We start from the raw sequence: 22,238 nt of genomic DNA on the forward strand, positions 1-22,238 counted from the left end.
GAATACTGGTGGAGATGAAGAGAATCGACCATCGAGCACATTCCCACTCAGGCCGACCGAGAACACAGCGAGACACGCGATCGATGCTCGCGAGGTCACCGACAGGTCACCCTCATCGAGCCGATCACCGCTGTATAGGGATGAAAATCAGTGCGCCGAAACGAAAGTCAGGGCGCCACCGAGGAAGAGCCGGACCGCTGCCGCGCCGACATCCGATCGAACGGGTGACCCAGACTGCGCAGCACGGCGCCCAGCGCGGCACCGGGATGTCCCAGTGCGGCGTCCAGCAGGTCGTCGAGATCGTCGACGTCCCGCCGCAGGGACTCGATGTTCGGGTCGAGCGTCTCCACCGCCCCGGAGCCCAGGTGCGCCAGCCGCGAGCGCTCCCCGAATTCCGGATCGAGGTCGACGCCCTCGGAGGCCGTCAGAAGACTTGTCCCCTCGCGTCTTCGGTCCGCCACGAATGTGCGCTCGTGCCGCCCGGCCACCTTCAGCGCGACGTCCAGGTCCTCGCTGCGAAGGCTCGGAAGATCGGCGGGCAGTCCCGCCAGCCGGCAGCGCGGCCACCACTCGCGGGCCCGGCGCCCACCTTCGCGCAGGGCGGCGTTCATGCCCGGCGTGCCCGGCAATACGAGTGGGACGACACCCGGCGACCGCACGTGGGCCGCGTCCTGAATCCGGTCGACGACAACGAGCACCGCCTCCACCTGCGAGGCAGCCCGAACCGCAGAGACGGTGTCTCGGAACATTGCGCGAACCACCGCCTGCCGGGCCTCCGGCCGGAGCAGGAGCCGGGATTTCGCCGACGTGATGTCCCGCTGGGGAATCACGGCCACCCACGGCCCGCGGGGACCTCGACTGCGGGTTCCACCACTCTCGGGAGCTGGATGTGCGGTCACTGGCCGACCATCCCGACGGCGAGCGGCAGCACGGACCTCGCCCTGTCGTCGAACCGTTCGGCTGCGGCGGTTCGTTCGGCGTCGACGGCTTCGTATGTGGTGGTGCGCTGCCGGGCAGGTCGGCCTGCCGCCGCGGCCATGTTGGTGATGTCGGCGATGGTCTTCATCGATCCGTTGGTCGAACCGGCCATCCTGCTGATGGTTTCCTCCATCAGGGTGCCGCCGAGGTCGTTGACGCCACCGCGAAGCAGTTCCACGCATTCGTCCGGACCGAGCTTGACCCACGAGCACTGGATGTTGTCGATCTGACCGTGCAACATCAACCGCGCCAATGCGTGTACCGCGCGGTTGTCCCGTCGGGTCGGGCCCGGCCTCGCCAGACCTGCGAGGTAGATGGGTGAACTCTGGTGCACGAACGGCAGCGGAACGAACTCCGTGAAGCCGCCCGTCTCCCGCTGAATGTCCAGCAGCACGCGAAGGTGACCGACCCAGTGCCGGGGCTCGTCCACGTGCCCGTACATCATCGTCGCGGTGGTGCGGATCCCGAGCTCGTGCGCGGTCTTGACTACCCGAATCCACTCGGCCGCAGGCAGTTTGCCCTTGGTGAGCACCCACCGGATCTCGTCGTCCAGGATCTCGGCGGCGGTGCCCGGCACGGAATCGAGCCCGGCGTTGCGCGCCTCGGTCAGCCACTCGGCCACCGAGATGCCCATGCGCGACGCCCCGCTCACGATCTCCATCGGCGAGAACGCATGGAGGTGGATCTTCGGGGCCCGGCGTTTCGCCTCGGCGGCCAGGTCCAGATGAATGGTGCTGGGGAGACCGGGATCGATCCCGCCCTGCATGCAGATCTCGGTGGCGCCGACGTCCCAGGCCTGGGCGATCCGGTCCCCCACCTCGGAGACGGAGAGCCGGTACGAATCAGCGTCGCTGGCGCGCTGCGCGAACGCGCAGAATCGACAGCCGGTGTAGCAGACGTTACTGAAGTTGACGTTCCGGTTGACGACGTAGGTCACCGCGTCGCCCACCGTCGACTGCCGGACCTGGTCCGCCAAGGCGCACAAGGCATCCAGATCGGCGCCGTCGCAGTGGATGAGCGCCAGCGCCTCGTCGTCGCTGAGACCCGCGGGGTCCCGCTCGGCCGTGCGCAAGGCGGCGAGCACCTCACCGCCCAGGCGGGGATGGGCGCCGGCCGCCGCGCGTGCGTTCATCTCCTCGCCGAGTACCGTCCAGTCACCGAACGCGTTCGCGAAGTCGCTGCGGGTATCGGTACGACGCCCTTCCGCGTCGATCTCGAGGTGCAGATCGGTTCGGCCACTGGATTCTACGGGCGCGGCATCCTGCCACGGCCGGCCCTCCGGAAGCACGTCCGCGGCCAGACCGGTCTCCGGGTCGGCGAGCGCCAGCAGGTGCGGCCGGACCCGGGCGTCGATCCACGGATCTCCCGCGAGGACGTACTGCGGTTGGACGGCGAGGCGCTCCCGGAGCTCGAAACCGGCGGCAGCGCTCAGTTCACGGAGCCGGTCGATCTCCGGCCAGGGGCGTTCGGGGTTCACGTGGTCGGGGGTCAGCGGCGACACCCCACCCCAGTCGTCGATGCCCGCCGCCAACAGCCGGCGCAGCTCACCCGGCTCCGACAGATTGGGTGGGGCCTGCAGGCGCATCGAAGGTCCGAGGAGGATGCGTGCCACCGCGATCGTGGCCAGGTACTCCTCGTGGTCTGCATCGTTGGCGGACCGCATCGCGGTGTCGGGCTTGGCGCGGAAGTTCTGGACGATCACTTCCTGGATGGAGCCGTACTGCTTTGCGATCCGGCGGATCTGGAGGATGGACTCCACCCGATCGGCGTACGACTCGCCGATCCCCACCAGGATCCCGGTCGTGAAGGGGATGTTGGTGCGGGACGCGTCCTCGATGCAGGCCAGTCGGACGGCGGGATCCTTGTCCGGGGAGCCGTAGTGGCAGCCGCCGGGCTCTGCCCACAGCGAGCGGGCCGTGCTCTCGAGCATCAGTCCCATGGAACCGGCCACCGGCTTGAGGCGTTGGAGTTCCGCCCAGCTCATGACCCCCGGGTTCAGATGGGGCACCAGGCCGGTCTCCTCGAGGACCAGCACCGCCATGGCCCGCACGTAGGACAGTGTGTCGGCGTAGCCGCGCGACTCGAGCCAGTCGCGGGCGGCGTCCCACCGATCCTCGGGCCGGTCGCCCAGCGTGAAAAGCGCTTCCTTGCAGCCCATCCGGGCGCTCGCACGGGCGATCTCGAGCACCTGGTCGGGAGAGAGGAACGGCTCGTCGACCCGCCCGGGGGTCGTTGCGAAGGTGCAGTAGTGGCAGCGGTCGCGACACAGGCGGGTGAGCGGTATGAACACTTTCCGGCTGTAGGTCACCACCCCCGGGCGGCCTGCGTCGAACAGGCCCGCCGACCGGACGCCCGCGGCGACCTCGCACAGTCGGTCGAGGTCGGCGCCGCGCGCACCGAGGAGGGCCTCGGCTTCACCGGCGTCGATGGTCTTGCCGGCGCTCGCCCGCGCGAGTGCGCGCCTCAGACCCGTCACCTGCTCGCTCCTGTCCCCAAGCCCATCGACCGGGCGATGAAGTCGAGCTGCACCGAGGGCGGCCCCGCCACGACACGGGCGATGATCCCGTCGGAGTGGTGCATCGGCAGGGCATGGTCGCGCACGTAGCCGTAGGCGCCCTGGATCTGCATCGCCAGCGCGGAGGCCTCTGCGTAGAGCTGACCGGAGAGGAACTTCGCCATGGTGCTCTCCACCTCGCACGGCAGACCCGCGTCGAAGAGGTCGGCCGAACGGCGCACGGCGCATCGGGCCGCGTCGAGCCTGACGAACATCTCGGCGAGGGGCAAGGTCACGCCCTGGTAGGTCGACAGTGCCTTGCCGAACTGCTCGCGCTCGTTGGCGTAGTGGACCGTCAGGTCGAGCACCGCGGCCACGCTGCCCAGGAAGCCGGAGCTGATCATGATGCGTTCGAGCACCAGGCGTTCCTTGAGGATCTGCCATCCTTCACCGGGCTCACCCAGCACCGCCGTCGCCGGGAGGGTGACGTCGCGCAGGAAGACCTCGTAGATGCCGCTGATGTTCCGTCCCAGCGCCGGCATCCGGCGGACCTCGACACCCGGATGGTCGACCGGGACGAGGAATACGCCGAGCTGGTCGCGCTTGCGGCCACCGCCGCCCACCCGGGCGACGAGTTCCATCACCGCGCCGGGCAGGCCCGCGCCTTCGCAGTAGGTCTTCTGGCCGTTGAGAACCCAACCGTCCCCGACCTTCTCGGCGCGAGTGGCCACGCTGGCCGCGTCGGAGCCCACGTCGGGTTCGCTGACCGCGATCGACAGGCGCGCGTCGCCGGCCAGCACCGGGGCACCGTACGTCTCCTGCTGCTCGGGCGTGCCCCAGCGGTGGATGTCGCGCAGCCCGCTGAGGTTCAGGTTGAACAGGGCCACGAGGTCGGAGCTCGCCTTGCCGATCTCCTCACAGAGCGTGATCAGCAGGCCGGCCGTACCGTCGACGTCCTCGTCTCCGGCCACCACGTCGTACCACCCGAGGCGGGCGATCTCGCGGAACAGGTGCTCGGGGTACGTCCCCGCCTCGTCCCAGATTCGCACGTCGAGCGCGGGAGCGTGTCGGGCCAGGAACGCCCGGGCCGTGGTGCGCAGGTGCGCCTGCTCGTCGGTCTGGATGTGGATGCTGGTGGTCATGATTGCCTTTCGAGGGTGTTCGGTAGAGAGGTCCGCTTCCAGGCGGAGAGCCCTGTTTTGAGATCGCGCAACAGCTCGGGCGGAAGAACCGCGAGTCGGGCGGCCGTCTCGCGCGCCGTCACGTCGAGCGAATCCTCGGGAACGACGTCCACCAGACCGAGCCCGGCGAGGTCGTCGGCGACGAAGCGCTCGTTCAGGGCCAGGAGCCGCAGTGCCCGCGCCGGGCCGACGGCGGCCTCGAGTCGGCGCACCGTGCTGTCGGGTGGCGGGAACCCGAGTGGGAGCTCGGGGAATCGGAACGTAGCGGCAGGTGAGGCCAGGGTGATGTCCGCGGCCGCGGCTATGGCCCAGCCGGCGCCGACCGCGGCGCCCTGGACCGCGACCACTGCGGCCGGGTAGTCGCCGATCAGGTCGAGGCTTTCCTCGATCAGCCGGCGCCGGAGACCCGGGCGGCCGGTCGCGGTGCCGTCGTCCGAACGCACGTCGGCTCCTGCACAGAACGCGGGTCCCTCCGCCCGCACGAGAAGGACATCGACGGCCGCGCGTTTTCCCTCGGCAAGTGCGGAGACGAACGCCTCGAGCAGGGGGACGTCGAGGGCGTTGCGTGCCTCGGGACGATTGAGTGTCAGGACGACCAGACCGTCGTGGTGCTCGGCCAGGCACAAGTCCAGGGCTACTTCCCTATTCGCGCTCATCGGAGCTCCGGCAGGACCTGGGAGGTGAGCAGCTCGACTGCCTCACGGGGATCGGGGCCGACCGGGGCACCGATGTAGGCCTCCGTGAATCCGGCGTCCTCCGCGTACTCGAGCAGCTCGGCCAGCGCCTCGATGCAGTCGCCCGGTGTGCCGGACACGACGAGCTGGTCCGCGACTTCCTGCGGGAGAAGGTCGGCAGCGGCGTCCACGCCGTCACCGGCTTTGAGCGCCGCTCGGGTGGCGGCGTAGTCGGACGGCTCGAAGCCCACCCGGTGCAGGTTCTCCGGAGGCTGCTGACTCACGATGAGTGTGGCCTGTCGCCGCGCCGCCGCGCAGGCGCTGTCCCGGTCCGCGGAGACGGACAGATTGACACCGTAGATCCGGGTGAACTCTCCCCGCTGGCTGCGCTGTCGTCCCCGGTCGAGCGAATCGAGGTTGCTCACCGCGTCGAACTGGCCGCTGCGGAAGGCCGCGAGGCTGTGCGCCGGGAAGTTGCTGGCGCAGATGACGCCGTCGGCAAGCTCGCCGGCCATCTCCAGTACTTTCGGTCCGGCGCCGGCGACCACGACGCGCACGTCGGGCTTGCTCGTCCAGGAGAACGACGCCCGAGCATCCTCACGCAATCCGAGGCCTGCGCAGATCTGGGGGTAGTCACCCATTCGGATCGCGTCGCCCTGCCAGAGAAGTCGGCACATCGCAATGAACTCGGCCACCCGCTCGATCGGATTCTGCAGCGACATGAGCGCACTCACCAACCCACCCCCGGTGCCGATTCCCATGCTGACCCGGCGTCCTTCGGGCATGAATTCCGCGAGGGTGGCCATGCTGGACGCCATCTCGAGCGGGTTGCGTCCGAAGGGGAACGTCACCGCCGTGCCGACGCCCGCGCCGGTGCGCGCAGCGATGGCGCCGAGGAGAACCGCAACGCCTCGGGACTGGAGTTGGTCACTGAGCCAGACGGTCTCGAAACTCCGAGCAGCGATCTCTGCCACTTCCACCATCTGTGGCCCGTCAGCCCAGCCGTGAAGCTGGATTCCTTTGATCATGGAACTTCTCTTCATGATATTGAACTCGAATCACTATATGGAACAGATTAGGGGCAGGATGCGGCGACGGTCAAGAGTCGGGCCCAACCTCTTCGGGCGCCGCTCAGGGCCGGGCGTACGCCGGAGTGACCAGGAACGTGCTTCGAATCTCCGAGATCAGCGGCCCGTCGCTCTCCGTGCGCGCCTTCACCGCGAGCCACCGAGGATCGGTCTGGAACCGTGCCCAGTGCGCGTCCGCGGCCTCGGCGTCGGGGAAGGCCACCAGGTACACGATCCGGCCGCGGTTGCCCGCCTCGTGCCAGAAGCCGTCGACCTGCAGCCCGAATTCCGCGAACAGGGCCAGGGTCTCGTCGGCGAACCTGCGATGAAGGTCGTCGGCGCGGCCCGGTAGAGCGATGTACTCACGCAGCTCGTGGATCATGAACAACCCCGTTCACAGCGAGACCCGAGTGCGTCTTGTAGCGCTTGTTGACGTTGATGAGAACGGCGGTCAGCGGTTCGAGCTGCCGCGCCACCCGCAGTACCCCGCCGTCGATGCCGGGCCGGCCCGTGATCGCGACTGCGAGCCGGGCCACCTCGTCCTTGGCGGTCCGGTCGTCGCCGCACACGAGCACATCCTCTTGGACGAGGCCTTCGTGCTCCCAGAGTGTGACCGCCGACAGGTGGTGGAACGCAGCCACGACGGTGGCGTCGGGCACCAGGTCCCGCAACTGCTCGGCAGCGCTGCCCTCCTCGACGTCCAGACCGTACGCCCCGGCCTTGTCGAAGCCGAGCGGGTTCACACAGCTGACCAGGAGCTTGCCCGCGAAAACGGGAGCCAACCCGGAGACCAGCTCACGATGGCCCTTGTACGGGACGGCCAACAGGACGATGGGACAGTCGGCGGCGGCCGACGCGTTGTCGGCAGCGCTGACCCGGGCGCCGTCACCGGCGCGTCTGCGCACCTCGGCGGCCGCTTCCTCGGCGCGTTCGATCGAACGCGATCCGATCACGACGTGTCTGCCGGCCGCTGCGAACCGGTACGCCAGCCCCTTTCCCTGGGGCCCGGTGCCGCCGACGACGGCGATCTTGTTGCTGGTCATCTATGTCTCCTACGAACAGTGGACGGGGATACCTCGGGCGCGTGGCACCCGGAGGTGGGCAGCCGACCATCGAGGGTCGACTCGGAGCGGCAGGCCCCGGGTGGGGTCGCCGCAGGAAAGAAAAAGTGCGGGTCGGTCAGCCGCGTCCGGCGTCGAGGTCCGGCGCCCCGGCGGGAGTCGGGTAGTCCGCGGGGATGTGTCCACCGATGCGCGAGCTGATCTCCCGTGACGCCGTGACGAGGTAGTCGGCGATGCCGGCCACGCCCTCGACCGTCAGGTCGTCACCCATGCCGAGCAGGGCAATGAACAGGCATGGCACGCCGTCCCGGTCGAATACCGGGACCCCCAGGACATTGAGTTCGGGGCGATACTCGCCGTAGACCGCGCCGTAGCCCTGCGCCCGGAGCTGCTCCAGTTCGGAGTCGGGGAACGAGACGGGCCCCGGGCACCCCCGGCCCGGCCATGCTGCCGCCAATCGGCTGATCAACGGGGTAGTGCGGTCGAAGCGCGAACCGACCTCGATGGTGACCTTGACGGCTTTGCGGCTCTCGATCTTCGCGATCGCCGTGAAGTGACCGTCCGGCATCGGCTGGATGGCCAGGCAGGCCAGCTCGGTCCGCTCGGCCAACCATTCCATGTACGTCCGCGACGCGGCGACGGCCGACGTTCGCGCGATCGCCGCGACCCCGAATTCCACGAGCAGCGGACCGAGGTTGTACCGGCGCGTCTCCTGGTCGTACACGACGAGACCCTCGACCACCATGGTCCGGAGCAGGACCGACGCCGTGCTCTTCGCCAGGGCGCAGCGCTTGGCCAGCTCGGTGAGCGTGGCACCGGCAGACTGCTGGACCAGCGTCTCGAGCACGCGGGTGGCGCGTGAGACAGCGGGGACCAACTGTTCGCCGGTTTGCTCGCCCCGCTCGTCGGTCGTGCCGCTTCCCGGGACTTCTGCCTTGGTCAAGGGTTCCTACCTTCGTCGTGCGAATGCTGTCAGCCGACCGTAGCGGCCTGCCCCAGCAGTTCGGCGAAATGGAACAGTGTGCCGTCGGGATCGCGGGCGAAGAGCAGCCGCCAGCCGTTGACTCCGTCCGGACCCATGATGGTCTGCGGCGAGTGCAGGAACTCGACACCGTCGTCCGCCAGCCGTGCGTATTCGGCGTCGATGTCGTCGGTGAGGATCGAGAATCGGCACAGGCCGGGGTGTACGAGGTCGCTCTGCGCCCGCCCCTCGGAGCGTGCGTCCCGCCACTGGATGAGGTCGAGCATGGCCTCGTCCGGGGAGTTGTTCAGGCGCATGTGCGCGAAGCGGAGCTTGCTGGCCCCTTCGACCATGAATGCCCGCGCGAGGTTGCTGTCGTCGACCTCTTTGTCCTGCGCTACCTGGAAGCCGATTCGCCGGTAGAAGTCGATCGACTTGTCCATGTCGGTCACGTTGATGCCGACGTGCCAGAATTTTCGCATTGCTTCGTCCTTCGTGTTCGTCTAGCTGGGTCGATGGATGGCGCTCCGCGGGTTCGCGGGATTCGCCGAGTGCTCAAGCCGGGGGCCGCACCAACTCGCGACGCCGGACCTTTCCGGTCTCCGTGCGCGGCAACGTTGCGACTGCCTCTATCTCACGGGGCCGGGCGTGCGGACCCACCGCCGCCGTGACGAGTTCGCGGAGCTGTGCCGCGATCTCCTCCGTGAGCTCTCCGGCAGCGAGGTGCACGAACGCCTTGACCTGTTGGCCCATCTCCCGGTCGGGCAGCCCCACCGCTGCCGCGTCCAGGACCTGCGGATGACGCTTCAGGGCCTCTTCGATCTCGGCGGGGCCGATGCGGTAGCCGCGGCTCTTGATCACGTCGTCGGCGCGGCCCAGGTACTCCAGCCGGCGCCCGTGTGCGAGCCGCGCCAGATCGCCCGTCCGGTGCCAATCCCCCGGAGGGGGTACCGCCCGAGCCGAAGACGAGTCCCAATAGCCGAGGAGTGCAACCGGATCCGGCAGTTCGAGCGCGATCTCACCGACCTCACCGGGTGCGACGCGGACGCCGTCCTCGTCCAGAATTGCGATGCGGTGCCCGGGGTACGGGGCGCCCATGGTTGCGTCGTCGACCGATCCGAGAGCCGCGGAGTCGCCGATGAGGGCGTTGGCCTCGGTCTGGCCGTAGGCCTTGTTGACGCAGTCACTGAGGTGGCTGCGGGCCCAGCCGAGTTCCGCAGCACCGGCGGGCTCTCCCCCGGTCACGACCGCGCGGAGGCGTTGCCGTGCCGATTCCCCGTGCTCGGCGAACATCCGCAGCACCGACGCGGGCAGGAAGGCGGTGGTCACGCCGAAGCGGGCCATCATGTCCAGGGTGGCGGCGGCGTCGAAACGCTGTGGCCGATGAGCCACGACGGGGACGCCGAACGACCACGGGACCAGGAGCCCGAGCATCAGGCCGCCGATCCAACCCCAGTCCGCGGTGCCGAAATACACGTCCCCGGGCCTGAACAGCTCGAAGGCGTAATCGACGCCCGCGTGCCCGAGCAGGGCGCGGTGTCCGTGAACGATGCCTTTCGGTGGACCGCTGGTGCCCGATGTGTACATCAGCAGGGCCGGGTCCGAGGGCCGGCCGGGCACCGGGGCCAACGGGTCGACCCGGCGGGCGAGGTCCCCGAGCTTCGGACCACGCGCGCCGTCCACCGTGAGCACGTCGACGTCGCGCAGCGAGCACCCCGTCGACTCGAGCCGGTCGACGCCCGGACCGTCCGTGACCAGCACGGTCGCACCCGAGTCGGCGAGCCGGTGCCCCACCGAGTTGCCGGTGAGCAGTCGCGGGACCGGCACGAGCACGGCCCCGGCGACGAGCACCCCGAACACGACCTCGGCGGCCTCGACCGACGGGTCGAGGTACAGGACGACACGGTCACCGGGCTCGACCCCGCGGGCGCGGAGGACACCCGCGATGCGCACGGCGACGCGCTGCACCTGACCGAATGTCACCTTCTCGGGCGCGTGGGTCCCCTCGCGCAGCACGGCAACGGCGTCGGGATCGCGGGAGAAGAGGGCGTCCTCGGTGATCGTGTAGTCCGCCGCGGGCTCCCAGTCCTGAACGTGGCGGGCGTCGATCAGCCGTCCCACGATCTGTGGCCGGGACGGCCCGGAGGTCAATCCAGGCGTGCCCATATGCTCTTCTCCTTGGTGAAGCTCTCGATGGCGGCCTGGCCGAGGTCGCTGCCGTAGCCGCTCTGTCCGAAGCCGCGGTACGGCGACGCGGGGTTGAGCACTCCCCAGGTGTTGATCCACACGTTGCCGGCGTCGAGGGTCTGCGCGAACCTCAGTGCGCGGCCGACGTCGCGGGTGAACACGCCCGCGGCCAGCCCGTAAATGGTGTCGTTGGCGAGGGTGATCGCCTCGTCCTCGCCCTCGAACGGCAGGACCGACAGCACGGGTCCGAAGATCTCCTCCCGGGCGATGCGCATGTCCGCGGTGACTCCGGCGAACAGCGTCGGACGGTAGTAGAAGCCCTGCTCCGCGGCTCCGTTCGGTGACTGGCCGCCGCCGCTGATCAGCTTGGCGCCCTCCTCGGTCCCGGCCACGACGTACGAGTGGACCGATTCCCGTTGCGCGGCACTGACCAACGGGCCGATCTCCGTTTCGGGGTCGAGGGGATCGCCCACCCGGGCGGCCTCGACCCGCTTCTGGACGAGTTCGACCACCTCGTCGTAGATGGGCCGCTCGACGAGCAGCCGGCTCGCAGCCGTGCACGTCTCGCCCTGGTTGCCGTACATCGCCTGGAAGACCACGGCGGCGACCGCCTTCGGGGACGAGTCGCCGAACGCCACGAGCGCCGACTTGCCGCCGAGCTCGAGGGAGGTCGTGATGAGGCGGTCGGCCGCCATCCGGCCGATCTGCTGGCCGACCTCGGTCGAGCCCGTGAACGTCACCTTCCCGACCAGCGGGTGCTGCACCAAGGCGTTACCCGCCACCGAGCCCCGACCGGGCAGGACGTTGACCAGCCCGGGCGGCAACCCGGCCTGGAGGGCCAGCTCGCCGAGCGCCACGGGGACGAGCGGGGCGAGCTGCGCAGGCTTCAGCACGATGGCGTTGCCCATCGCGAGAGCTGGCGCGATCTTCCAGACCGCCTGCACTGCAGGGAAATTCCACGGGGTGATGGCACCCACCACGCCGATCGGCTCACGCAAGGTGTAGTTGAGGAACCGGCCGGGAGCCGGCGTCGTGCGACCCTCGATCTTCGTCACGAGGCCCGCGAAGTACTCGAGGGTCTCGATCATGATCGGAAGGTCGACGCCCAACGACTCTCGGATGGGCTTGCCCATGTCCCGGCTCTGCAGCTGGGCGAGCTCGATCTTGTGTTCCTCGATCAGCGCGGCGTAGCGGAACATGAGCCGGGTCCGCTGGGCGGGACGCATGCGCTGCCACGCCTTGGCCGCGACCCTCGCGGACTCGACGGCGCGCGCGACGTCCTGAACCGTCGCCTCGGCCACCGTGGCCAGGTGCGACCCGTCGGCCGGGTTGATCGAGTCGAAGGTCGCCCCTGTCGACGACGGGCTCAGTTGGTCGCCGATGACGAGGGGAACTGTCGAGGTGAGTGCCTGCACAATTCTCGTCCTTTCTTCCGCCGGGCCGTCAGGCCAGGTTGTGTGCGGTGGGGAGGACGGCGTCAGCGAGTTCCGCGAGCTCCTCCATGGTTGCTTCGAGGGTGTCGTGTTCGAACGACGTGTCGCAGATGAAGTGGGTGACACCGAGGTCGCCGTACGCTTCGATCGTCTCGGCGTTGTACGGCGCCGTCCGCAAAGGCCTTGCGGTGAGCGTGATTTCACTCATGTCGCGGCCCGCCTCCTCCACGTACTGCTGCAGGGTGGCCAGGTATCCGGCGTACTCGTCGGGCGCGATCGCAAGGGGGTGCCAGCCGTCGCCGATCGCGGCGATGCGGCGCAGCGAGGCGGTGCTGTACCCCGCGAACCAGACGGGGATCGTGCCACGCACCGGCTTCGGGTACATCTTGAAGTCGTGGAGCTGGTAGAAATCGCCGTCGAAGTCGACCTCGTCTTCCTTCCACATGTGCCGCATCGCGTTGACCATCTCGGTGGTCCGCTTGCCGCGGTCCTTGAAGGGCGCTCCCAGCAGTTCGAACTGCTCCTTCATCCAGCCCACGCCGATGGCGACCGAAAGCCGCCCGCGCGACATCACGTCGATGCTCACCAGCGTCTTCGCGGTCTGGACGAGGGGACGCCACGGCAGGATCAGACACGACGTGCCGAGCTCGATCCGCTCGGTGGCCGCCGCCGCCCACGTCAACGACGTGAGGCAGTCGAGGTACGGCGTGGCGGGGTCCCACAGGAACTTGCCGTCCTCGGTGTACGGGTACGGCGTCTCGACTCGGGTCGGCAGCGCGACGTGATCAGTCATCCAGAGGGAGTCGAAGCCGATCTTCTCCGCGTACCGCGAGACCTCCGTGATCGCCTCGGGCCCTGCCCACGGTCCCGCTCCCGGGATCCTGATTCCGACCTTCATTGATGCTTCCTTTCGCCGTGTTCGGTGGTCATCGGACGACGCTGTCGGCCCGGAGGGCCGCGATCCGGTCGTCCTGGTAGCCGAGATCCCGGAGAATCTCGGTGGTGTGCTCGCCCAGCGAAGTCGGTGGGCGATGCACGTGACCCGGGGTGCCCGAGAGCTTGACCGGGAGGCCCGGGACCCGCAGCGGTCCGAGTTGGTCGTGGTCGATGTCGACGACGAGGTCCAGGGCCTGGATCTGGGGATGGGTGACGGCCTCGTCGTATGCGAGGACCGGGGCGCAGATGATGTCGTGAGCCGAGAGCAACTCGACCACGTCGTCACGATCGCGGGCGGCGAACCAGGGCGCGAAGGCGGAGTCGAGGGCCTCGCGGTGCTCCAACCGGGACGCGGCGTCCGCGAAGCGCGGATCGTCGACGAGAGCCTCCACACCCATCGCCCGGGTCAGCTTGACGAAGTGGCGGTCGTTGAACGCGACCAGGTGGACCGCGCCGCCGTCACGGGTCGTATAGGCGTTGTACGGCGCGTAGAAATTGCTGCCGTTGCCTACCTTGCCCTGAATGTAATCGGCGAGGAGGTACTGCCCCAGCCACGGAGTCTGCAGATGGAACAACGCCCCGACCAGGGACACTGAGCCCGTTTGCCCCTCCCCCGTGCGCTGTTTCGCGAAGAGTGCGACGAGGGCGGCGATCGCGACCAGGTAGCCCGCGGCGCTGTCGGCTACGGGCGGCCCGGCCTTGAGCGGCTTCCCGGAGCGTTCCCCGGTGGCCTCCATGAGGCCGGTGAGCGCCTGAGCGACCGGGTCCATGGCAGGACGGCCCGCGAGGGGCCCGCTGTCGCCGTACCCGCTGACGTTGAGGCAGATCAGGTGAGGGTGCCGTTCGCGAAGCTCGGCGGCGGTCAGCCCGAATCGCTCACGAACCCCGGGCAGCATGTTCTCGATGAGCACGTCCGCCGTCGAGCAGAGCTCGTGGAACAGCTCGAGACCTGCCGCTGTACGAAGGTCGAGCGCGACAGCGCGCTTGTTTCGGTTGACGCCCGAGTAGACGCCACTCATGCCGTCGCGTCCCGGTCCGAACGTCCGCGACTCGTCACCACCGATCGGCTCGACCTTGATGACGTCGGCACCGAAGTCGGCGAGCAGCGACGCGCCCAACGGGCCGGCCACCATCGTCGCGGCGTCGATCACCTTGATGCCCGACAACGCTCCGCTATTTCCGGTGAACCCCATCACAAGCTCCGTTCATAATCCTGAACTGACATCATTATTTGGAACTCCACGGACGTTACGAGCACCGCCACCCGCTGTCAAGAGGGGATTTGCCGCCGATCGGCGGGCAGAGTGCGCGACTCGGCCCCAGGACGGCACCGCTGCCGGACCTCGCCGCGAAGACTTGCGAAGCGCGAGATACACGTTTGCCGACCACAGATTTTCATCCGTTCGACTAGAACGGACGTGCCTGCGTTCAGCCGCCGGTCTGCTCCACGACCCAGGCCGCGACCTGTGCTCGCGAGGTGAAGCCCAGTTTCGCCAAGATGTGCTCCACATGCCCCTGAGCGGTGCGCGGCGAGATCACCAGGCGGTCGGCGATGGCCTGATTGGTCAGCCCTTCGGCGATGAGGTCGGCGACTTGACGCTCCCTCTTGGTCAGACGCGTCGACGGGCCGGTGCCGTGCGCGGACGTGCCGGCCGGCTGTTCATGCAGGGCGTAGGCGATGACCGCATCGAAGCCGAGCTGCTCACCTCTGCGGTGGGCAGCGTCGAACACCTTGCCTCCGAGTGCCTTCCGGCTCTTTTGTTTGCATTCTTCATGGTAGACAAGCAAATCGGAATAGATCACCGCAGCGCTTCCCACCGATCGCGCCAACCCTTCCGCTGCTCCGAGCAGCACCGCGGCCCTCGGTTCGTCGCGGAGCCCGCAGGCGATCCAGGCGAGTGCCTCGAGCCCCGACGCGGCGACGCGTGGGCCGTGCACCTGCCGGGTCAGCTCCAGCGACTGCTCGAGCACCCGGACCGCGCGATCGTCGTCGCCCTGTCGCCACACGGCAATCCCCAAGGCCCACAGCGAATGCGACCGATACATCTTCTCGCCGTGGTGTTCCGTGATCGCGAGAACACGCCCGAGGTATTCGATCGCCGGGTCCGTCAAGTCGCGGAGCCCGTACGCCAGCCCCAACGGGTACAGGACGGCGACTTCGAGCGTGCGATCGCCGCGTTCGGCGAACTCCGCGAGCGCCGTTTCCAGGTGCGAGGACGCAGATTCCAGTTCACCGCTGTAGAGGGCCAGCATGCCCTCGGCATAGGCAACGAGAGAGCGCATCATGGGATCGCTCGTGTGCGCGGAGAGAGTCCGCGCCTCCGCCACGAGTGCCGCCCCCGCCTGCAGGTCACCCTGCACATTGGCCATCATGCCGGCACGCTGGAGTGCCTTGACCCACTCGACTGTCGGCGGACCACTCTGCCGGGCGAGCAACTGCGCGAACCAGCGCCGCCCCTCGCCGTACAGACCCTGGGAGCCCCAGAACAGGAACAGTGCGGATGCGGTGCGCAGTGCTGCGGCGGGATCGTCGTCGGCACCGAATTCGAGGGCCTCCCGCAGGTTCGGTTGCTCGCGCTTCAACCTGCGGATCCAGTCCAACTGGTGGGCGCTGATCCACTCGGACTCCGCCTCGAGCGCCAGCGTCTCGTACCAATCACGGTGACGACGACGCAAAGTCACGGTCTCGCCGGTCTGCTCGAGCTTCTCGCAACCGTACTCGCGGAGGGTCTCGAGCATCCGGAACCGCACCACCGACCCGTGCCCCTCCCGGATCAGGATCGACTTCTCCACCAGGGAGGTCAGCGTGTCGAGCAATTCGTCCGGGCCCAGTCCGTCGCCGCACACCTGCTCGGCGGCATCGAGTTCGAAGCTCCCCGCGAAGACCGACAGCCGTCCCCACACCAATTGCTCACCGGCGGTGCATAATTCGAAACTCCAGTCCATGGACAACCGCAGGGTCTGCTGCCGCGTCGGCGCACCCCTGCTGCCGCGCGACAGCAGGGAATAGCGGTCGGTCAGACGGTGCAGGATCTGCTCGGGCGACATCGCCCGCAACCGAGCCGCGGCCAATTCGATCGGCAACGGCAACCCGTCGAGGCGATTACAGATCCCCGCCACCGCCGCCGCGTTGTCCTCCGTCAGCTCGAACCCGGGAACCGCGGCCGCGGCACGTTCGACGAACAACGACACCGCCTCGTATCTGCGCACACTCCGCAGGGACGGTTTCCGGTCAAGCTCCGGCACGGCCAGCGGCGGCACCCGCAACACCGCTTCCCCACCGATGACCAGGGGTTCGCGGCTGGTGGCCAGGATCCGCAGCGCCGGGCACACCCGCAACAGTGTCTCGGCCAGCTCCGCCACAGCGTCCACCAGGTGCTCACAGTTGTCGAGGACCAGCAGCAGTTCCCTGGAAGCGAGGAACTCGATCAACACCTCGCGTAGCGGCCGCGCCGAATGATCCCGCACACCCACCGCCGCGGCCACCGCGTCGACCAGCGAAGACTCCTCACGCACCTCGCCCAACTCGACCAGCCGCACGCCATCGCCGTAGTCCCGTTGCACCGCCGCGGCGACCCGCATCGCCAGCCGCGTCTTGCCGACCCCTCCGATCCCGGTCAACGTCACCAACCGCGACCCCGCGAGCAGATTCCTGGCCTCGGTGAGCTCGTTCCGGCGGCCGACGAAACTGGTGAGTTCCAGGGGGAGGTTCCGCCCGCCACTCCGCGCGGACGTACCGGTAGTGCCCGTGGATCGAAACCGGCCGGACACCGGCTGTCCGTCGTTCCCGTGCGCGTCGGATTCCATGCGGAGGGCCATGTCGTCGACCGGAAGACCGTGATCGACTTGGATCCGGCGCAGTTCCTCTCCGAAATCTGCCGCCGTCGCAGGACGTTCGCCGGGAGTACGGGACATCGCGCGCGCGATCGCGTCGGCCACGTCGTCGGGGATCCCGTGCTCCCGCAGGTCGGGCACGGGTTGCGTGGTGATCCTCAGGAACTGCGCGACCACCTGCTCCCCACTGCCGCGTTCGAACGCGGCATGACCGGTGAGAGCGCTGAACAGCGTGGCCCCGAGACCGTAGACGTCCGCGGCCGGGCTCGGCGGATCGCCCTCGAGGACCTCCGGTGCCGTATAGGCCGGCGACCCGGTGACGACACCGGTCGCGGTCTCGAAACCGCCGGAGATGTGCGCGATGCCAAAATCGGTCAGCGCCGGCTCGCCGTAATCGGTGAGCAGAATATTGGCGGGTTTCACGTCCCGGTGCAGGATCCCGAGCCGATGCGCGGTCTCGACCGCACCCGCCATCTTCACCCCCAGCCGCAATACTCTGTCCAGTTCGAGAGGGCCGTCCCGACGAACCCGGACCTCCAGCGAGTCCTGCGGGTGATACGGCATCACAATGTAGGGAAGGCCGCTGTCGGTGGCGCCGACCTGCAATACGCCGACGATGTTCGGATGACCGGTCAGCCGGCCCATCGCCCGCTGCTCCCGGAAGAACCGGGCCCGGTTCTCCTCGTCGAGATCGACGGTGAGCACCTTCACCGCCACCGTGCGATCCAGATCCGCCTGAATGCAGCGGTACACCACCCCGAAGCCGCCGCGCCCGATCTCCCGGGCGTCGTCGAAACCCGCCGCACTCAGCTCCGACGCCACGACGGGGACGACGTACCGCTGCGTGTCGAGCGGATCGGCTTCACCCATCGGACGGTCTACTCACCCCGTCGGCTCATGGTCCCGAACACCGGTCCCGACGGCACGACCAGAGCACAGATACAACCGTGGACTCGCCTCTCGATGGCGTGCCCACAAGGATATCGCTGCAGACCCTGCGCGCGGGAGCATCTGAACGTCGCCGACTCGAGTTCCGGACACCCCGGTCTTGCGCAGATCACAGTCCGCCGACGCACCCCGCGACGACGGTCGCACACGCCTCGGGTCGGCCACCTGATTTCACGAGCACGCTGAGTCCGATCACCGACGCGAGCAATTGACGCGCCGCAATGTCGGCAGGCCGGTCCGCTCCGAACTCCCCGGACTGCTGCCCCTGCTCGATCGCGTCCCTGAAGATGCCTTCGATCCGGGCGAACAGCTCGTCCGCGATGCGGTTCACCTCGTCGTCGACGGTGCCGAGCTCGGCCGCGGCATTGACCATGACGCACCCACGCCGGTGCTCGCCGACCCCGGCGAGTACCGCCATCGCCGTCTCGAGGCGGGGCCCGACCGGGCCGGGCGCGGCGAACAGATCGGCGAGGTATTCGAGCCGCATCGCGGTGTAACGCCGAAGCGCTCGCAGGAACAAGTCGTGCTTGCTCCCGAATGTGTTGTACAAGCTGCCCTTGCCGATCCCCATCTGACCGGCGAGTTCCTGGGGCGTCGTCGCGGCGTACCCCTGAAGCCAGAACAGGTCCATCGCCTTGTCGATCGCCGCATCCGTCTCGAACAGCCTCGGTCTAGCCACCGAAGTAGGTTACTCGCGATCGCTATTTGACCTCAAGGTCAAATAGCAATACGGTGACCCTCGCCCATATTAGACCTCTAGGTCAATAACGGAGTACGCCGTTTCGAGAAGGAAGGCATTTTCCTTGTCCAATCACCGCCCGAGCACTGCCCGTGAGTCACGCGTCCGCGCCCACCGACCGTTGAACCTGTTCGCGATCCCTCTGGGTCTCGCCGGACTGGCCCAGGCCTGGTCGGTCGCCACGACCGCGCTCGGCACTCCGTTCGCGCTGACCCAGGCGTTCTGGCTGCTCGCAGCGCTCGCCTGGATCTGGACCGCCACCGCACACACGCATCGCGCCAGACGCGCGGACCACGGGATTTCGCAACAGCTCACACACTTCGTCCACGGCCCACTCGCGGCGCTACTTCCGATCTCGGCGATGCTGCTCGGAGCAAACCTGCACCGCACATTTCCGATCGCCGGCACGGCTCTGACCCTGCTCGCCATCACGGCCGGGGCGGTATTCGGCGCATGGATGTTGAGCTTCTGGATGAGCGGAGAGATGGCGCTCGAATCCGTGCACGGCGGCTACTACCTCCCCCTCAGCGCAGCCGGCCTCGTCGGTGCGCTTGCCGCAGCCCAAATCGGTCTCGACTGGCTCGCCGTCGGAAGCTTCGCGGTCGGCCTGTTCTTCTGGGTGATCATTTCCGTGTTCTTGTTCCTCAGACTCGCGCTGCGCCCCACCATGCCCGCGCCCCTGACCCCGACACTCGCGATCATGATCGCTCCGCCGGCAGTCGGCTCGGCAGCATGGCTGACCATCTCGAACGGGCGACCCGACGCCCTGTTCGTGGCGCTCACCGCCGTCACGGCGTTCATGGTCATGGTCCAGGCGCCCTTGCTGACGCGCTACCGCGCCCTGACGTTCTCGCACGGCTTCTGGTCGTTCACCTTTCCGGTGGCGAGTGTCGTCGCCCTCACCATCACGTGGCTTCACCTCGTACAGCCACGTGCCTGGCAGCCCCTCACGGCCGGACTGCTCGGCGCCGCGACTCTCCTCGTGGTGACGATCGCGACGAAATCGATCCTGTTGACCTACAGGAGCGCTCAGAAGATTCGATGAGGGGTGCTTGACAGATTCCGGCGCGGATCATATGTTCGGCGTGTTCCAAATATCGTATCGGCTTCAGCATAATGAACAGAGCGGTTGACCGAACTCGCCGAGTAAGGAACAGGAATGATTCTGCTGGGGTATCGCGATCACAATGTCCACGAACTGGTGTGCCACGAGATCGCCGCGCGAGCGGGCTACTACGACCGTCTGGGCATCGACGTGAAAGCGGTGTCCGGCCCAGACCATCCGGAGGCCGCCCTGTCTGCTGGGCTCGGCGGATCTCTGGTCGAAACCCTTCGGGGGCAACGTCGTTGGAAAGTTGCGCTCGTCCACACCCTCCACCCGCTGTTCTGGATCTGGACGCGAAAGGGTGACACACGATCAGCCGGGCCGACCGTCGTGGCCGGCCACCCGGAGGGATCGATCGTGTGCGCATTCACCCAGCGGATGCTGAGTTATCGCTGGGCAGGCCACGGCACCCCGTCGATGCTGCGCTTCCCCGCAGGAAGCGCAGGCGATCGGCAGCGACTGGAGGCACTGAGATCCGGAGAAGCCGACGCCGCGGTTCTGGGCTCCGCATTCGCTCCCGGCACCCTGTCACGGCTCGGGCTCGCCGAATCGTTGTTCTTCGGCGTCGCCCTGAGGTTCCCCACCGCAGGTGTCGCAGTCGACGTGGACAAGACCGGAATCGACCATCCGTCGGTACGAAAGGTCGTCGCCGCACAGACGGCGGCGATCGCCAAGGTCAGGAGCAGAGATCCTGTGGCACTCGACGCCGTGGCGTCGCTGCTCCACGACGACAGCGGGACAGATGCGCAGCGCTTGCTGGCGGACTACCTGTCCCCTCAGTACGGTCCCGATCCACGTGACGTCCGAGCTGCCGGTGCGGATGCGATCGAATGGCTTGCAGACGTGTTGAATACAGGCGGGAACACCGCCGCAGACTTCTATGAGGCGGTTCGATGACTACTTCTCGACGTGAGCAACTGGTCGTGCACGCGCTGCCCGGGACCCACGGCACGACGGTCACCGCGCGCAGGCACGAGTTGACGATCGACGAAACCCAGCAGTACGGCGGGCACGATTCCGGCGCAAACCCGGTGGAACACATGCTCGCCGGCATCGCGGCCGCCTCCCTCGTGGTGCTGCGGCTCCTCGGCGAGGTTGCGATCGCCGAGTCCGCCGCGCTCACCGTGTCCGCGACCTTGAACGTCGATCGCGTCATGGGCACCGACGACGGCGCCGTCATCGAACTGATCCGGCTGGACTGGGAAGTGGCGAACGCGGCACACGCGGATCGCCTGCGCGCCGCGCTTCCCGACCTCGCGACTCGCCGACCCGGACAGGCGCTGATCGACGCCGCAGCCGCCGTCACGGAAGAGGTGTCGGTCCGCGCACCGGCGACCGCGGGCGTGTGACTGCCCGTCGGTTACGGGTGCTCGGTGGTGCGTCTGCCGATCGTGGTGGTCAGGGCGTCGAGTTCGGCGAGCACACCGGTGGCGGCCCAGATCTGGTTGCGCTTGCTCTCGGACAGCACCTCGAGCACCCCGGCCGCGGTGAGCCGGCCCAAGGCGCGGTACGTGCTGGCATCGGTGGTGCCGGTGATCCGCTGGGCGGTGTCGGCGCTGAAGATCGGCATGTCCAGGAGGGCGTCGATGATCTTCTCGTCGGCGGAATTGCTGCGCGGCCGTGCGATATCCCGCCAATAGCTGGGGAGTTCGGCCAGGGCGCGGGCAGAGTCCTGAGCGGCCTCGCTGGAGACGATCGCCGCGCGGGCGACGTACTCGACGAACTCGTCGGCGTCACCCGCACGGTAGCGGGTCAGCTGGTCGAAGTAGCGGCGCGTGTCCGCGAGCATCACCGGCGCCAACGGGACAGTGACGCGGCGCGTCAGGCCGCGGCGTCGAAGAATCGCGCTGATCAGGGCTCGGCCGATGCGGCCGTTGCCGTCGATGAACGGATGGATGGACTCGAACTGGGCGTGCGCGATCGCCGCTTGCGCGAGAATCGGCAGATCGGTGCGCTTCGCGAATTCCACTAGATCGGCCATCAGATCGTCAACCAGTTCCGGCGGCGGCGGCACGTAAAGCGCGTCGATCGGGGTGTAATCGCTGCCACCGACCCAGTGCTGCACGTCGCGGACCTTGCCGGAGTCGCGGGCGGTGTAGTAGTCCGGTGCCATCAACAGCCGGTGCGCACTCAGCAGAGTCTCGAGCGTGATCGGGCCACCGCCGGCGGCGTCGACCATCACAATCAATGCCTTGACCGCGGCGAGCTGAGACTTGGCCTCCTCATTCGCCTTACCGCCGGCCAGCGCCTTGCCGAACGCCCGCCAGCCCGCATCGATGTGCTCGATCTTCGACGACGCCACCGACTCGCTGCGCAGCAGAAAATCCGACAGCGGCACCAGGTGCTCGCCGAAACCAGCTTCGAGGCGGGCAACGGAGATGACCGCCTCCTCGTGCACGCGAGCGACAGCACCGACCAGGTCGCAGTGGAGGGAACCGATCATCGGCGGAATCGAAACGTCGACCGACTCCAGAGTGCGGTCGGCGCGCGAACCCTGCCGATGACGCGGGTTCCACTCTCGAGACTCTCTTCGATGCGGCGGCCAGATCACAACAATCTCCTCGTTCGAGGACGAACGTAAGATAACGGCTACCTTAACTTACTTTTAGCACCTCAAACGTAGTTATAGACATCGTTGGT

19 protein-coding genes are annotated in these 22,238 nt (G+C 68.0%); 3 read left to right on the plus strand and 16 right to left on the minus strand.

Going from position 1 to position 22,238, the window contains the following annotated elements; all coding sequences use genetic code 11:
- Positions 1-167: 167 nt before the first annotated feature.
- The 15 genes from cofC to BLV94_RS21595 form a co-directional block, all read right to left on the minus strand.
- A complete protein-coding gene (cofC, locus tag BLV94_RS21525; protein ID WP_083395635.1) occupies positions 168-899 on the minus strand; it encodes a 2-phospho-L-lactate guanylyltransferase in 732 nt (243 codons plus the stop codon).
- Complete coding sequence (locus tag BLV94_RS21530; RefSeq protein ID WP_174705464.1) at positions 896-3,454, minus strand: bifunctional FO biosynthesis protein CofGH; 2,559 nt, start codon at positions 3,452-3,454, stop codon at positions 896-898. The genes cofC and BLV94_RS21530 overlap by 4 nt, the downstream gene beginning before the upstream one ends.
- Positions 3,451-4,614, minus strand: a complete 1,164-nt coding sequence (locus BLV94_RS21535; protein WP_072938769.1) for an acyl-CoA dehydrogenase family protein — start codon at positions 4,612-4,614, stop codon at positions 3,451-3,453. Before BLV94_RS21535 ends, BLV94_RS21530 begins: the two co-directional genes overlap by 4 nt.
- A complete protein-coding gene (locus tag BLV94_RS21540) occupies positions 4,611-5,309 on the minus strand; it encodes an enoyl-CoA hydratase/isomerase family protein (protein WP_072938771.1) in 699 nt (232 codons plus the stop codon). The genes BLV94_RS21535 and BLV94_RS21540 overlap by 4 nt, the downstream gene beginning before the upstream one ends.
- On the minus strand, positions 5,306-6,355 hold the full coding sequence (locus BLV94_RS21545; RefSeq protein ID WP_072938773.1) for an LLM class flavin-dependent oxidoreductase: 1,050 nt from the start codon (positions 6,353-6,355) through the stop codon (positions 5,306-5,308). The genes BLV94_RS21540 and BLV94_RS21545 overlap by 4 nt, the downstream gene beginning before the upstream one ends.
- A 103-nt stretch (positions 6,356-6,458) precedes the next feature.
- Positions 6,459-6,776, minus strand: coding sequence for an NIPSNAP family protein (locus BLV94_RS21550; protein ID WP_072938775.1), 318 nt, complete (start codon positions 6,774-6,776; stop codon positions 6,459-6,461).
- Positions 6,757-7,437 carry an NADPH-dependent F420 reductase gene (gene npdG / locus BLV94_RS21555; RefSeq protein WP_072938776.1) on the minus strand — a complete coding sequence of 227 codons (681 nt, stop codon included), beginning with the start codon at positions 7,435-7,437 and terminating at the stop codon, positions 6,757-6,759. The genes BLV94_RS21550 and npdG overlap by 20 nt, the downstream gene beginning before the upstream one ends.
- A gap of 136 nt (positions 7,438-7,573) precedes the next feature.
- Entirely contained in the window at positions 7,574-8,398 is an 825-nt protein-coding gene (locus BLV94_RS21560) for an IclR family transcriptional regulator (RefSeq protein WP_072938778.1), read from the minus strand.
- Positions 8,399-8,427: 29 nt separating this feature from the next.
- Positions 8,428-8,898, minus strand: coding sequence for a VOC family protein (locus BLV94_RS21565; protein WP_072938780.1), 471 nt, complete (start codon positions 8,896-8,898; stop codon positions 8,428-8,430).
- Between the two features lie 73 nt (positions 8,899-8,971).
- A complete protein-coding gene (locus tag BLV94_RS21570; protein ID WP_072938783.1) occupies positions 8,972-10,582 on the minus strand; it encodes an AMP-binding protein in 1,611 nt (536 codons plus the stop codon).
- On the minus strand, positions 10,564-12,018 hold the full coding sequence (locus BLV94_RS21575; protein ID WP_083395636.1) for an aldehyde dehydrogenase family protein: 1,455 nt from the start codon (positions 12,016-12,018) through the stop codon (positions 10,564-10,566). Before BLV94_RS21575 ends, BLV94_RS21570 begins: the two co-directional genes overlap by 19 nt.
- 28 nt (positions 12,019-12,046) lie before the next feature.
- Positions 12,047-12,934 carry an LLM class F420-dependent oxidoreductase gene (locus BLV94_RS21580; protein ID WP_072938786.1) on the minus strand — a complete coding sequence of 296 codons (888 nt, stop codon included), beginning with the start codon at positions 12,932-12,934 and terminating at the stop codon, positions 12,047-12,049.
- 28 nt (positions 12,935-12,962) lie between these two features.
- Entirely contained in the window at positions 12,963-14,165 is a 1,203-nt protein-coding gene (locus BLV94_RS21585; RefSeq protein ID WP_072938789.1) for a CaiB/BaiF CoA transferase family protein, read from the minus strand.
- 235 nt (positions 14,166-14,400) lie between these two features.
- The gene (locus BLV94_RS21590) at positions 14,401-17,676 is read right to left on the minus strand and encodes a protein kinase domain-containing protein (RefSeq protein WP_072938792.1); all 3,276 of its coding nucleotides are present in this window, start codon (positions 17,674-17,676) and stop codon (positions 14,401-14,403) included.
- Between the two features lie 187 nt (positions 17,677-17,863).
- On the minus strand, positions 17,864-18,433 hold the full coding sequence (locus tag BLV94_RS21595; protein WP_072938795.1) for a TetR/AcrR family transcriptional regulator: 570 nt from the start codon (positions 18,431-18,433) through the stop codon (positions 17,864-17,866).
- A 124-nt stretch (positions 18,434-18,557) separates the two neighbouring features.
- On the opposite strand from BLV94_RS21595, the gene BLV94_RS21600 reads away from it, so the two are divergent.
- The 3 genes from BLV94_RS21600 (at position 18,558) to BLV94_RS21610 (ending at position 20,947) form a co-directional block, all read left to right on the plus strand.
- The gene (locus tag BLV94_RS21600) at positions 18,558-19,538 is read left to right on the plus strand and encodes an SLAC1 family transporter (protein ID WP_072938798.1); all 981 of its coding nucleotides are present in this window, start codon (positions 18,558-18,560) and stop codon (positions 19,536-19,538) included.
- A 114-nt stretch (positions 19,539-19,652) separates the two neighbouring features.
- On the plus strand, positions 19,653-20,495 hold the full coding sequence (locus BLV94_RS21605) for a substrate-binding domain-containing protein (protein ID WP_072938800.1): 843 nt from the start codon (positions 19,653-19,655) through the stop codon (positions 20,493-20,495).
- On the plus strand, positions 20,492-20,947 hold the full coding sequence (locus BLV94_RS21610; protein WP_072938803.1) for an OsmC family protein: 456 nt from the start codon (positions 20,492-20,494) through the stop codon (positions 20,945-20,947). The genes BLV94_RS21605 and BLV94_RS21610 overlap by 4 nt, the downstream gene beginning before the upstream one ends.
- An 11-nt stretch (positions 20,948-20,958) precedes the next feature.
- Here the strand turns inward: BLV94_RS21610 and BLV94_RS21615 are convergent, their stop codons facing one another.
- Positions 20,959-22,149 (minus strand): Fic family protein, encoded by a 1,191-nt coding sequence (locus BLV94_RS21615; protein WP_072938806.1) that lies wholly within the window; start codon positions 22,147-22,149, stop codon positions 20,959-20,961.
- Between the last annotated feature and the right edge of the window lie 89 nt (positions 22,150-22,238).

The organism is Rhodococcus koreensis (genome assembly GCF_900105905.1).
GTDB lineage: Bacteria > Actinomycetota > Actinomycetes > Mycobacteriales > Mycobacteriaceae > Rhodococcus_F > Rhodococcus_F koreensis.

Bases quoted from the DNA above. Each gene is read 5' to 3' on its own strand.
- BLV94_RS21605 (WP_072938800.1), top strand. From the start codon at position 19,653: ATGATTCTGCTGGGGTATCGCGATCACAATGTCCACGAACTGGTGTGC.
- BLV94_RS21535 (WP_072938769.1), bottom strand. From the start codon at position 4,614: ATGACCACCAGCATCCACATCCAGACCGACGAGCAGGCGCACCTGCGC.
- BLV94_RS21580 (WP_072938786.1), bottom strand. From the start codon at position 12,934: ATGAAGGTCGGAATCAGGATCCCGGGAGCGGGACCGTGGGCAGGGCCC.
- BLV94_RS21540 (WP_072938771.1), bottom strand. From the start codon at position 5,309: ATGAGCGCGAATAGGGAAGTAGCCCTGGACTTGTGCCTGGCCGAGCAC.
- npdG (WP_072938776.1), bottom strand. From the start codon at position 7,437: ATGACCAGCAACAAGATCGCCGTCGTCGGCGGCACCGGGCCCCAGGGA.
- BLV94_RS21550 (WP_072938775.1), bottom strand. From the start codon at position 6,776: ATGATCCACGAGCTGCGTGAGTACATCGCTCTACCGGGCCGCGCCGAC.
- BLV94_RS21565 (WP_072938780.1), bottom strand. From the start codon at position 8,898: ATGCGAAAATTCTGGCACGTCGGCATCAACGTGACCGACATGGACAAG.
- BLV94_RS21585 (WP_072938789.1), bottom strand. From the start codon at position 14,165: ATGGGGTTCACCGGAAATAGCGGAGCGTTGTCGGGCATCAAGGTGATC.
- BLV94_RS21610 (WP_072938803.1), top strand. From the start codon at position 20,492: ATGACTACTTCTCGACGTGAGCAACTGGTCGTGCACGCGCTGCCCGGG.
- BLV94_RS21590 (WP_072938792.1), bottom strand. From the start codon at position 17,676: ATGGGTGAAGCCGATCCGCTCGACACGCAGCGGTACGTCGTCCCCGTC.
- BLV94_RS21545 (WP_072938773.1), bottom strand. From the start codon at position 6,355: ATGATCAAAGGAATCCAGCTTCACGGCTGGGCTGACGGGCCACAGATG.
- BLV94_RS21570 (WP_072938783.1), bottom strand. From the start codon at position 10,582: ATGGGCACGCCTGGATTGACCTCCGGGCCGTCCCGGCCACAGATCGTG.